The 12,513-nt window shown below is 47.7% G+C and carries 11 protein-coding genes, 1 tRNA gene and 1 pseudogene; 9 read left to right on the forward strand and 4 right to left on the reverse strand.

All coding sequences use genetic code 11. The features are described from left to right. Nucleotides 1-10 precede the first annotated feature (10 nt). Entirely contained in the window at nt 11-370 is a 360-nt protein-coding gene (locus ACOJS8_RS07535; protein WP_420147929.1) for a hypothetical protein, read from the forward strand. Here the strand turns inward: ACOJS8_RS07535 and ACOJS8_RS07540 are convergent. The 3 genes from ACOJS8_RS07540 to ACOJS8_RS07550 form a co-directional block, all read right to left on the reverse strand. Then, nucleotides 361-714: a hypothetical protein gene (locus ACOJS8_RS07540; RefSeq protein ID WP_420147930.1), complete on the reverse strand. Its 354-nt coding sequence runs from the start codon at nt 712-714 to the stop codon at nt 361-363. The genes ACOJS8_RS07535 and ACOJS8_RS07540 overlap by 10 nt on opposite strands. 103 nt (nt 715-817) lie before the next feature. After that, nucleotides 818-2,296, reverse strand: coding sequence for a TonB-dependent receptor (locus ACOJS8_RS07545; RefSeq protein WP_420147931.1), 1,479 nt, complete (start codon nt 2,294-2,296; stop codon nt 818-820). 179 nt (nt 2,297-2,475) lie between these two features. Continuing rightward, the gene (locus ACOJS8_RS07550; RefSeq protein WP_420147932.1) at nt 2,476-2,829 is read right to left on the reverse strand and encodes a YraN family protein; all 354 of its coding nucleotides are present in this window, start codon (nt 2,827-2,829) and stop codon (nt 2,476-2,478) included. A gap of 95 nt (nt 2,830-2,924) precedes the next feature. Between ACOJS8_RS07550 and lipB the strand changes: the two genes are divergently transcribed. From lipB to ACOJS8_RS07575, 5 genes are all read left to right on the forward strand, one after another. Then, entirely contained in the window at nt 2,925-3,665 is a 741-nt protein-coding gene (gene lipB / locus ACOJS8_RS07555) for a lipoyl(octanoyl) transferase LipB (RefSeq protein WP_420147933.1), read from the forward strand. Nucleotides 3,666-3,754: 89 nt separating this feature from the next. Next, on the forward strand, nt 3,755-4,159 hold the full coding sequence (locus ACOJS8_RS07560; RefSeq protein ID WP_420147934.1) for a hypothetical protein: 405 nt from the start codon (nt 3,755-3,757) through the stop codon (nt 4,157-4,159). 14 nt (nt 4,160-4,173) lie between these two features. Further along, nucleotides 4,174-4,911: a 3'-5' exonuclease gene (locus tag ACOJS8_RS07565; RefSeq protein ID WP_420147935.1), complete on the forward strand. Its 738-nt coding sequence runs from the start codon at nt 4,174-4,176 to the stop codon at nt 4,909-4,911. Nucleotides 4,912-5,016: 105 nt separating this feature from the next. Further along, nucleotides 5,017-7,473, forward strand: a complete 2,457-nt coding sequence (gene rnr / locus ACOJS8_RS07570; protein WP_420147936.1) for a ribonuclease R — start codon at nt 5,017-5,019, stop codon at nt 7,471-7,473. Nucleotides 7,474-7,553: 80 nt separating this feature from the next. Then, nucleotides 7,554-7,625 (forward strand) — tRNA-Arg (locus tag ACOJS8_RS07575). A 112-nt stretch (nt 7,626-7,737) separates the two neighbouring features. Here the strand turns inward: ACOJS8_RS07575 and ACOJS8_RS07580 are convergent. Next, nucleotides 7,738-8,490, reverse strand: coding sequence for an SDR family NAD(P)-dependent oxidoreductase (locus ACOJS8_RS07580; protein ID WP_420147937.1), 753 nt, complete (start codon nt 8,488-8,490; stop codon nt 7,738-7,740). Between the two features lie 186 nt (nt 8,491-8,676). On the opposite strand from ACOJS8_RS07580, the gene ACOJS8_RS07585 reads away from it, so the two are divergent. The 3 genes and pseudogenes from ACOJS8_RS07585 to ACOJS8_RS07595 form a co-directional block, all read left to right on the forward strand. Continuing rightward, complete coding sequence (locus tag ACOJS8_RS07585; RefSeq protein WP_420147938.1) at nt 8,677-9,843, forward strand: 3-dehydroquinate synthase; 1,167 nt, start codon at nt 8,677-8,679, stop codon at nt 9,841-9,843. A gap of 72 nt (nt 9,844-9,915) precedes the next feature. Then, nucleotides 9,916-11,157, forward strand: a pseudogene (gene eboE / locus ACOJS8_RS07590) (metabolite traffic protein EboE). Nucleotides 11,158-11,234: 77 nt separating this feature from the next. After that, on the forward strand, nt 11,235-12,513 hold a 1,279-nt coding region (locus tag ACOJS8_RS07595), incomplete at its 3' end, for an alkaline phosphatase family protein (RefSeq protein WP_420147939.1).

Genomic DNA, 12,513 nt, shown 5'->3' on the forward strand with positions numbered 1-12,513 from the left:
ATAACGCTTTATGGACATTATCCTTCGCCTAATAAAAACCGTTGCTGTTTTTGGCATACCACTGCTCATTACGTCTATTCCTTTAGTGGTGTTCTTATTCCTGAGTCAGTTAGAACGTATTAAGGAATCGAGTGGGCTGATCTTTCTGACAACTGTCTTTTCGACCTTTATAGGTTGGTGGACGCCTTTTCTGGGCATGCTCATCTGTAGCTATTTTCTGGCCAGTAGCATGCCAGATGACAAACCGAAGTGCGTTACCGGGGCAGTCCTGTTCCTGTTTCTCGGTTATTTGATTACAGGTGCTACGTTGCTGATTGGGTTAGGCACATCTGTTCAACAACTACTGAAGCGCGCTAACGCCTACGATTGATTGGGCGGGAACGTAACAGAACCTGCTTCATCCGTGGGCTCCATCACTAGTACTACTATAGAACTCTCACCATCAGCCTGTTGCGAATTGGGTGTTTTCCCGTCTGCGAGATAGTGGATAACCTCTTGCTCATCGCTAAAGCCTAACTTACTCTTCACCGTTTCATTTGATGGATGCTGGTCAGCAGTTTGCACAGGATGCACAAACAAATTCACAACCTTGAAGTCGGGCGTTCTTGCCATCACTTCCAGAGAGTCGGTTTGATCGCGCTGAAAATTTAGAATGGTGTAGAAATTACCGGCGTTACCGGTATTGTGCATGAGCCAATCATAAAGCGTTTCCATAGTGCAGGTTGTTTTGAACGTACAATTAGTCAAAACCCGGCAACTGCGCTGATGTTTTATGATTTCTAATCCAGAGAGCTACTTAACTGAAAATCCTGGAGGCTTACTGCGCTACTATTTGCTGAATTTCTTCCTGTTGCTGCTGACGTACCTGTTGGCCAATAGGTATGTATTCCACTTCGCAGGGATAGCCAAATAAGCAGTTTGCCTTAATCTGTTCGGCTACCCGTTCGGGCACCATAGTTTCCCAGCCCTCCTCCCCCAACTGAATCATTTCCAGCACGCGGTCTGTCGATATGTGCAGATTCTGTTCATTGTAATCGGTAATATCCTCAATCTTGTCGTTACGTACCAGATATTGAAACAGGGGCTCTATGGCAGGTGGCAGCTTAAATTCGTTGCAGGTATAAATAGCGCCTTCTTTCAGTGTAGGATACACAAACAGTTTTACTTTCCGGCTAAACAACGTAGCAAACGACTCCAGAATGCCTCCCGGCAAAAACTCATAATGACCTTCTTCAAAAATGTATTCCAGATTCGGAATACCGACGATCAAGCCTATTTTGAGCCGGGTTAGACGAGCCAGATACGCTACCAGCTTGTAGTATTCCAGGTAATTCGAAATCATTACGGTCTGCCCCATCGAACACAGGATATCGACCCGATCCAGGAAGTCTTTCTCGTCAATGCCTTTCTCGTTGGCTTTCAGATTATGCAGCGTTAGCTCAGCCATCGATACAACCCGGTTTTCGTCAACATCCGGTTCGTCCTTAAACTGCTTCAGCCCATTTTCAATCATATCCAATTGTACGTTTGTCAGCGGACGTAGTCGGCCACGCATAACCAGAATATGCTTTTTATAGAGCGCTTCCGAGGGTTGAAGCACTTGTCCGTCAGGTCCGAACAAGGCGGCATCCGTAAAACCATTTTTAACTAAATGCAGACTCATCAGTCGGTTATCGACATCGGCAAAATCCGGTCCGTTGAACCGAATCATGTCAATCTGAATCCGCTCAGTAGCCAGATCATCCATTAACGACAACACCAGCGTTTCAGGCGATTTAGCGTAGAAATAGCACCCATAAATCAGGTTTACACCAATAATGCCCAAGGCCTGTTGCTGCAATACGTTCTCATTGTCTAACATTCTGACGTGAATAATCACATCATTATAACCAGCCTGTGGATTGAGCTGAAAGCGGCAACCGATCCAGCCATGCGCGTCGTTGGTTTTCTGGTAGTTTAGAGCAGCAACCGTATTGGCAAATGCAAAAAACGTAGTATCAGGACCACGTTTTTCGGCTAATCGTTTCTCTAGCAGGCTATATTCCTTACTTAGCATCTTAACCAGTCGGGTTTCTACTACGTAGCGGCCACTTTCTTCAACGCCATAAATTGAGTCACTGAATGTCATGTCATAGGCCGACATGGTTTTGGCAATCGTTCCCGACGAGCCGCCTGCCTTAAAAAACATAGCAGCGGTTTCCTGCCCGGCCCCGATTTCAGCAAAAGACCCATAAATACGTCGGTCAAGATTAATACGTAACGCCTTCTGCTTGGTACCTATATTCTTTTCGTACATAATGACGGTTGCTTGCTGTTTCTAAAGTTACATTATAAAACGCCCGAACCTATTGTTAAAACAACATTCGGTGTAAAATAATGCAATTTTAATACTACGTATTCGTCCGTTTATATTCAGGTAATAGACCACGGCTAACTACCAAAGGTTTAACCAGCACCAGCACCGGCTTCTCTTGTTTAATAGAAAGCGTCCTCAATATGACTCACCCGAAACTCACTACCTGCCAACGTAACGGCCACAATGTCGAACCGAATATCATGCCGCCAATCATGTACGAAAATGTACTGCTCGGCGGCTTTCATGATTAACCTGGCTTTTGTGTAAGACACAAACTCCTCCGGATTGCCATAACTCAGGTTTGTTCGCGTTTTGACTTCGACAAACACCAGTAACTTGCCTTTCTTTGCGACCAGATCAATCTCTGCATGTTGATGGCGATAATTGCGTGTTACTATATCGAAGCCTTTCGCACATAGGAAACGAACCGCTTCTTCTTCACCCTGTTTACCCGTCTCGTTATGTTGTGCCATTTTTTCAGATGTAGTTTACAAATAAAACCAATCCGAACGAAACTGATCAGCTTGGTTGTTACCAACGTAGTGAAGGAAGGTTCTTCAATAAGAAAATGAATAGTCGCATCAATAAACAAGTTGAGGTTAAACAGTTAGGATTGATTGACTATAAAACGGCCTGGGATGAGCAGGAGCGTTTATTTGCGACGATCGTTGATCGGAAATTACAGAACCGCGTCTGCCCGGTTGAAGAGCAGCAGTTGACCCCAAATTATCTGCTTTTCTGTGAGCATCCCCCCGTTTATACGCTTGGTACGAGCGGCCACGCCGAAAACCTGCTGATTGATGAAGCCCGGCTCACAACGGAACTCGGTGCTACGTTTTTTAAGATTCGGCGAGGGGGCGATATTACCTATCACGGCCCCGGACAACTGGTAGGTTACCCAATTCTGGATCTGGATAATTTCTTTACAGATATTCATCGCTATATGCGGTTACTAGAAGAAAGCATTATCCTTACTCTGGCAGATTATGGCCTGAAGGCGGGACGTATTGACGGGCTAACTGGCGTTTGGCTTGGCTACGATGCCGATGTTAATCCTGAAGCTGGATCGCCCCGAAAAATCTGTGCGATGGGCGTAAAAGCGAGCCGTTGGGTAACGATGCACGGTTTTGCGCTAAACGTCAGCACAGATTTGCGATATTTTAACCATATTGTCCCATGTGGTATAACCGACAAAGCTGTTACGTCGCTGGCGGCTGAGTTGGGTTACGAAGTGCCGTTAAGTGAAGTTGCTGCTCGGGTTCAGCATCATTTATCGACTTTGTTCGAAATGAAAATTATTGATAATTAAGCGAAAAAACAGAAGACAGAAGATATTGCCTGAAAGTAAGCGACGGATGCCTTTCTTCATTGGTCTTGTGCTTTTCGAAGAATGTTATAATGAAAAAAGACATTAAATTTTTGCCCGTCGAGGGCGTACAGATTGTTATCGCCCGCAAAGCGAACGAGCTTGATGGGTACGATTGGCGGGTCTTTCTAATCAATCAGAATGAGGTGCCGATTAAAAACGTATTTGTTACGTCGAAGGGTTATGGCCAAAAGAACGATGAAGACCAGAAAACCTCTACGTTGCGTCATTACTTTGTCGAAGTCCAACCAGGAGCACACGAGGTTGTCGAAACGATTATGCCTGACGTTTTTCATCTAAATAACGAATATTGGGTGAGTTATTTCATTGATGATCAGATTTTTGATAAGAAGTTTATCTTCGTGCCCGACAGTATTGTCGATGAAAATCTCGTGCTAGTGCCTGCTCTAGGTCTGGAAGGGATTTTACATGACTAGCCCTTTTTATTCCTATGCCGCATCCCGTCTCCTGGAAACGTCGTCTCAAAAACTTTCTGTTTATCGACCTCAAAACGGTGGCGGGGGCGCCATCCCTTTTATCGGTAGAACCCCGTTTACAGCGGCAGTGGGAAGAAAAAAGTCGCTTCTTCAAAACGGACGACGAGCTATCGGCGGCTGGCTGGTATGACCGTCGGGCTTCGTATTACGCCGAATTTGGTAAGATAATCTGCATCAGTGTTGGCGGCCTGTTCTTTGATGACGAGGATAAGCCCCACCTGAAGGTTAAATTGCTGAGTAACGACGACGAATTTCCGTTGCTGAACGAATTCCTGACAATTGTCAACCGCTATCCGCCTGGCGAACTGACTCTCTGTGCACATAATGGAAAGGAATTCGACTTCCCCTATCTATGCCGACGGCTGATGGTCAATGGTTTGCCCTTACCTCCGGCGTTACAGATATCGGGCAAAAAACCGTGGGACATTCCTCACAAGGACACGCTCGAACAATGGCAGTTTGGTGATAAGCGCCACTACGTTCCTCTGGACCTGCTAGCCTCTGTTCTGAACGTACCGGTCCGCCCACTCGAATGGACCGGCGACCGCACCAGTGAGGTCTATTACCGCGAACACGATTGGCCACGCATTGAGCAGTACGCCCGCGACTCGATAGTGATGCTGGTACAGGTTTATTTGAAAATGGTGGGCGCTCCGCTCGTAGCTGACGAGCATATTGTATTAAGTGACTGATAATACGGCGTGAAGAATTGACGAATTAAAACATTAGCAGCTAGCTATTAATTATTCATTCCACATCCTTCATGGATCATTTATCTGTTCACGTCGATTTTAAACATGAGAAACGGAAAACCAAAACAAAATAAATATTCAAAACCGGCCACCGGCCAGTCGAACACGGCTCGTCCGCGCGAGAAAGGTTTTGAAAAACCATCAAAGACACGCCCAGTTAAGCAGGCCGACTCTTTTCTGGATGAATTGAAAGATGATCTGATGGCCTTTTTTCAGATTAATGATGAGCAGTCGTTCACCCAGGAGCAGATTCTCGATCATTTTGGAACCAGCGATCGACGCATGAAACTCATCATGCATGGGCTTATTGGTGAGCTTACGGAAGAAGGCAACTTAGTACGTCTGCCCAATGGCAGTTACCGGGCCGATGCCGAAGCGAATCTTGTTGAAGGCGTTGTAGATCACGTTAATTCGCGATTCGCGTTCGTCATTCCCGATACACCAAATGGAACTCGGGGTGATCGTGACCAGGATATCTGGGTTTCGACGGAAGATCTTGCCGGTGCTGTTGACGGCGACCGGGTGCGCGTGGTTCGATTTACCGATTCCCGGAACCGCGGGAGACGTATCGAAGGCAAAGTGGCCAACATCATTGAACGAGGCCGCACGGAACTGGTAGGACGTATTGAAGTCTGGCCTACGTATGGCTTTGTTGTGCCCGATAGCAAGAAAATTTACGAAGATATATTCATCCCAAAAGAAAAGTTGGGTGGTGCGAAGGATGATGAGAAAGTCGTTGTTCGGCTGACAAAATATCCTCATGCAACGAGTGGAAAGCAGCAATTCGAGGGTGAGGTTATTACGGTATTAGGTCTGGCAGGTCAGAACAACACCGAGATGCACGCGATTCTGGCCGAATTCGGCTTGCCTATCCATTTCCCGGAAGATGTTGAGCAGGAAGCGGAAGCAATTCCCGTTGACATACAAGCCAAAGACCTGGCAAAACGGCGTGATATGCGCGACGTAACGACATTCACCATTGATCCGGTTGATGCTAAAGATTTCGACGATGCATTATCTGTACAGTTGCTCGATAATGGCAATTATGAAATCGGCGTACACATTGCCGACGTAACGCACTACGTTCTGCCGGGCTCTAAACTGGAAGCCGAAGCATACAAGCGTGCTACGTCTGTTTATCTGGTTGATCGGGTTGTGCCCATGCTGCCCGAAAAACTGTCGAACGGCTTATGCTCACTACGTCCTCACGAAGATAAATTAACTTTTTCGGCAGTTTTTGAATTAACACCTGATGCCAAGATTGTGGATGAGTGGTTTGGACGTACCATTATTCATTCGAATCGGCGTTTCGCTTATGAAGAAGCGCAGGATATTCTAAACAACAACGGTGGCGATTATATAGAAGAGCTTAGACTTCTAAACGAACTCGCTTACAAACTGCGCGACGACCGTTTCAAGCACGGCGCCATCAACTTTGAAACAGTTGAAGTACGGTTCCGACTCGATGAAAACGGCGTCCCACTGGCCGTTTATCCCAAAATCCGGCAGGATACGAATAAGCTGATTGAAGAGTTTATGTTGCTGGCTAACAAGCGCGTAGCAGAGTTTGTGCATTCGCTCTCGAAACGGAACAAAGGCCACGAAGAGAACGTAATGGTTTATCGGGTTCACGAAGGCCCCGATGAAGACAAGCTACGAAGTTTTGCCGATTTTGCCCGCCGACTCGGGTATAAACTCAACGTTGACGACGAGCATCTGTCGAGTTCGCTGAACCGGTTTATGGAAAGCATCGAAGGAAAACCTGAGTCCAATATGTTGCAGCAATTGGCCGTAAGAACCATGTCGAAAGCCCGTTACACCACCGAAGATTTAGGGCACTTTGGCCTGGCTTTCCGTCGCTACTCGCATTTTACGTCCCCCATTCGTCGTTATCCCGACATGATGGCCCACCGCCTGCTTCAGCATTATCTGGATAAAGGCAAACCGGCCGATCAGGATGAGTTTGAGGAGAAGTGTAAACATGCCTCTGAACGAGAGCGAATGGCAGCTGAAGCTGAACGCGCCAGCATCAAATACAAGCAGGTTGAGTTTATGAGTCGCATGGCGCCGGGTCAGCATTTCGAAGGGGTTATTTCGGGCGTAACGGAGTTTGGTTTCTTTGTTGAAATCACCGAAAACAGTTGCGAAGGCCTGGTTCGGATGCAGGACCTGACCGATGACTATTACGAATTTGATAAGGACAATTATCGGATTGTAGGCCAGCGTCATAAGAAATTATACACGTTTGGCGATCCGGTGGTGGTCCAGTTGAAAGAAACGAATCTCGCTCGTCGAAGCATGGACTTTATCCTGGTGAGCGACAAAGCCGAACGGCGCTCGGTGGCGAGAGAATCTGGCGAAGGGCGATTAGCACAACGTAGCGAGAGTAGAAGTTCGCGCGGTTCATCATCGACTTCGTCCCGTCGAGCCAGCAGTACGGGGCGAAAACAGGCAACGGCTCCCAAAGGCGAAAATCGACGCGGGGGTCGTGGAAGACGCTAAAAAGTGAACTCTGATTTTGTTGTAGACTTGCATCAAGCACCCCGAACTGCTATATTTGCAGTCCCAAAATTAGGGCAACCGCTCCCGTAGTTCAATGGATAGAATTATGGTTTCCGGTACCATCGATAGGGGTTCGAATCCCTTCGGGAGCACATAGTAAAACAGAAAACCGCCTGTACATCATGTACAGGCGGTTTTCTGTTTTATTGAATACGGATGGCATAAATGCGCCATTCTTTCGCATCTCTGCCATACCAAGCGTAATTATTTCCGGTGAATTGTCGTGGCAGCGGCTTGTGCCGAGGCCAAAATAGTCATATCAGCAATCGTTACGTTAGAAGGCGCCGTAACCGCATATACAATAGCATCGGCAATATCTTCGGCCGTGAGCGGATCAAATCCCTGATATACTTTATCAGCCCGCTCGGAATCGCCTTTGAAACGTACTTCCGAAAACTCGGTTTTAACGGCACCCGGCGCTATGTTCGTCACCTTAATACCGTGCTGAGTCAGGTCGAGTCGCATACCCGTACTGAGTGCTTCTACAGCGGCTTTGCTCGCACAGTAAACAGCGCCATTTGCGTACGTTTCCTTCCCCGCAATCGAACTCAGATTAACAATATGACCCTTTTTGCGCTCAACCATTCCGGTCGCCACCGCCTTCGATACGTATAGTAATCCCTGCACATTGCCGTCGATCATTAGGTCCCAATCATTGACATCGCCATCCTGGATGGGTGCCATACCGTGCGCATTGCCCGCGTTATTCACCAGAACGTCAATCGTCTGCCACTCTTCGGGAAGGGTGTTTATGGATTCGTACACTTCTACCCAGTTCCGTACATCAAAGTTGAGCGTAGTCACCTCGGTTTTTGAACTTAGTTGTTCCTGGAGTTCGTCTAAGCGATCCTGCCGACGTCCACAAAGAATAAGTCGGTATTCAATATCGGCGAAAGCTTCGGCGGTAGCGCGGCCAATACCCGACGTAGCGCCAGTAATAAGAGCAGTACGAGACATAATCAGCGAATAGTTTTTTGCAAATATAAACGGGTTATTGAGGCATCCCCGGCTAATACCCCGTTATTCTACGTTCTTAACTGGAAAGGGTATGTTCCGTTCAAAAACGTAACTAAAAGGAACCAATAACACGTTAATTTTTTTCTGACAGAGTAAGACCGCTTTACTCTACTGCTTTACCCATCCATGAATCATTTGCATCAGGCGTTTAGCGTTCGGTTTTCCTACAACGTGTTTTTTACCGAACGACTTTTCGATACCACTAATTTACTTTTCACCGATTTTCTCACTCAGCAGAGAATCGATGAGACCCGAAAAAAACTGCTGTTTGTAATCGATTCGGGCGTTGTGGCGGCACATCCCAGCTTGCCGGCATCGATAAAAACTTATTTTGCTCAGCACACTGATTCGGTTGACCTTGTATCCGAACTGGTAATTATTCCGGGAGGAGAAGCCGCGAAGAACGAACCGGCTTACGTTGAAAAAATAGTTGATGCCGTCGACCGCTACGGGATTGACCGTCATTCCTACGTAGCGGCCATCGGCGGAGGCTCAATGCTGGATCTGGTTGGCTACGCAGCGGCTATTTCTCATCGGGGTATTCGCCATATTCGCATTCCTACCACGGTTCTTTCCCAAAATGATTCGGGCGTCGGCGTGAAAAACGGTGTCAATTACCGGGGTAAGAAAAACTTCCTGGGTACGTTCGTTCCACCCGTCGCTGTTTTCAACGATAGTACGTTCCTGGCTACGCTTGACGACCGGGACTGGCGTGCAGGTATTTCAGAAGCCATCAAAGTGGCCTTGATTAAGGATGCGCAATTTTTCGAGGAGATTGAGGCTAATGCACAGGCATTATCGGCGCGAGATACAACGGCCATGCAGACGCTAATTCACCGTTGCGCTCAAATGCACCTGGAACACATTGCTGGTGGTGATCCTTTTGAGATGGGCTCATCCCGTCCGCTGGATTTTGGCCACTGGAGTGCGCACAAGCTGGAGCAACTCACCAATTTTGAGATACGACACGGCGAAGCCGTCGCTATTGGCATTGCCCTGGACAGCCTCTATTCCCAACAGCTTGGCTGGCTCACCGAAGCCGAAACGAACCGAATTCTTACTACGTTACGGACGCTCGGGTTCTCACTTTACAACCCGATGCTCGATACCGACAAAAGTGCAGGTGTGTTGAAAGGGCTTACTGAGTTTCGTGAGCATTTGGGCGGAAAACTGACGATTATGCTCTTACAACGTATCGGTCAGGGCGTAGAAGTTCACGAAATGAACCCAGACCTCATTCGTCAGGCGATTGCTACGTTGAAGAAGCAGGAATTGGTAATCAACCATGATTAACAGCAATCACAAATTGCCTGTTTTCCTCTTGTGATCTGGATACTGCTGGATTAAAATAGCATTTTCTTACCCATGAAAACTTCGCTCGGACATTTTGGCTATTGCACCAACATTCATGCTGGCGAAACCTGGGCCGATCATTTTGCCGCATTGCAGCAAGCCGTTCCGGAACTCAAAAAGCGTTTGTCGCCCGATGCGCCGTTTGGACTTGGCCTGCGCTTGTCGAACATAGCAAGTGAGGAGCTGGAACAACCCGAAAATTTGGTGAGCTTTCAGCATTGGCTGGCCGAAAACGATTGCTACGTATTCACCATGAATGGTTTTCCATTCGGTGGATTTCATAATACGGTGGTGAAAGATCAGGTTCATACACCCGACTGGACTACCGAAGCCCGGACCGAGTACACCAAACGATTATTTCGGATTCTCTCTGTTTTACTACCCGTCGATGAGTTGGGGAATGCCATCCAGGGCGGTGTTTCAACGTCGCCCCTCTCCTACCGCCATTGGTTCGAATGGGAACAGCCAGCCGCCCGCGATTATATTTATTCGCTGACTACGCAGAATGTTCTTGAGGTAGTGACGGAGCTGATTCGATTACATCGGCAAACGGATCGATTGATGCACCTCGATCTGGAACCCGAACCCGACGGCGTCATTGAAACCGCCGATGAATTCATCGCCTGGTTCACCGATTATCTGTTGCCGATGGGCATCGAACAAATCAGTGACCAGTTTGGGCTGACCGATGAGTAAGCCGAAGCCACCATCTGCGAACACGTTCGGCTGTGTTATGATGTTTGCCATTTTGCTGTAGGTTACGAACGGCCCGCCGACGTACTGGACAAGCTAAAAGAGTATGGCCTGCGGGTCGGTAAAATCCAGATTAGTGCGGCCTTAAAAGCAGAATTCCCAGCTACTGACTCTTCTGACGAAGCCCGGCAAGCTATTCGACGAACATTCGAGCAATTTAACGAACCGACCTATTTGCATCAGGTAGTAGCCCGTACTACATCAGGCAATCTGTTACGTTTCCCTGATTTGCCGGAAGCCATAGCCGCTTTCAACGATACTCATGCTGAGTGGCGGGCGCACTTTCACGTACCCCTTTTCGTACAGGATTATGGGGTTCTGCGTTCAACGCAGGATGATATTCAGGAAGTTCTTCGACTACAGGCCGACCGGCATTTTACGAATCAGCTTGAAGTTGAAACGTATACCTGGGGCGTATTACCCGACGATTTAAAAAAAGATCTAGTAGATTCTATTGAAAGAGAAATGAAGTGGGTTACGTCGATAGGCTTTTCGAAATAAACAGGGCTTATTCTGCAAAAAGTCAATTATCCGAACGTCGGCCCGCCTGCCAATCTTGTTAACCCGGTTAAAAACATATGCAAAAGACTGTAGTACTCGACGTAGTAGGCCTGTCCTATTCGCTAATTGGCGAGCATACTCCTTTTCTGAAACAGTGGTTTGCGAGCAAGCATCAGGCCACCATCGACCCGATGCTTCCGGCCGTCACTACGTCTGTGCAATCGACCTACGTAACGGGAAAATGGCCGAGCGAGACGGGTATCGTCGGGAACGGCTGGTACGATCGTACGGATTCGGAGGTGAAATTCTGGAAGCAATCGAATAAGTTGGTTGGCGGTGAGAAAATCTGGGAACGGGCAAAACAGATCGACCCTACTTTCACCGTCTCAAAAATGTTCTGGTGGTATAATATGTACTCCAGCGCTGATTATTCGGCCACTCCCCGTCCGCAGTACCCATCCGATGGGTTGAAAATTCCAGACTGTTATACGCATCCGGGCGATCTGCGCGACAAGCTTCAGAAAGAACTGGGTACATTTCCGCTGTTTCAGTTCTGGGGACCACAGACAACCATCAAAAGCAGTCGCTGGATTGCTGATGCATCAATGTTAGTTGATCAGTGGCACAATCCTACGCTCACACTGATTTATTTACCGCACCTGGATTACTGCCTGCAAAAGTTTGGCCAGGATTTCTCGAAAATTGCGAACGACCTGCGCGAAATCGATGATGTTTGTCGCGACCTGATTCAGTTTTATGAGAAGCAGAATGCTGAAATTATTGTGCTATCGGAGTACGGCATCACAAACGTCAGTAAACCCATTCACATCAACCGGATTCTGCGTGAGGCAGGCCTGATACGTTACCGTGAAGAACGGGGTCTGGAAATGTTTGACGCCGGTGCATCGCCAGCTTTTGCTACGCCCGACCATCAGATTGCCCATGTCTACATCAACGAGCCGGCTGTCTTTGATAAAGTACGTTCGTTGCTGGAAAAAACACCGGGCATTGAGTTGGTTCTGGACAAAGAGCAGCAAAAGAAATACCACATTGATAACGAACGATCTGGCGATCTGGTTGTGATGGCCGATGCCGACAGCTGGTTTACGTATTACTACTGGCTCGACGACGCTCGTGCTCCCGATTATGCCCGGTTGGTAGCGATTCACCAAAAGCCTGGGTATGATCCGGTCGAGATGTTTATGGATCAGACGAACCCACTCATTAAACTGAAAGCGGGTTATAAACTGGGTCGTAAATTACTTGGGTTCCGCTACCTGATGAACGTGATTTCGCTGGACGCTACGCTCGTGAAAGGATCACACGGACGAGTGGGCACCGCACCAGACCACCATC

This window comes from Spirosoma sp. (assembly GCF_048594605.1).
In the GTDB taxonomy this organism is placed as follows: Bacteria; Bacteroidota; Bacteroidia; order Cytophagales; family Spirosomataceae; genus Spirosoma.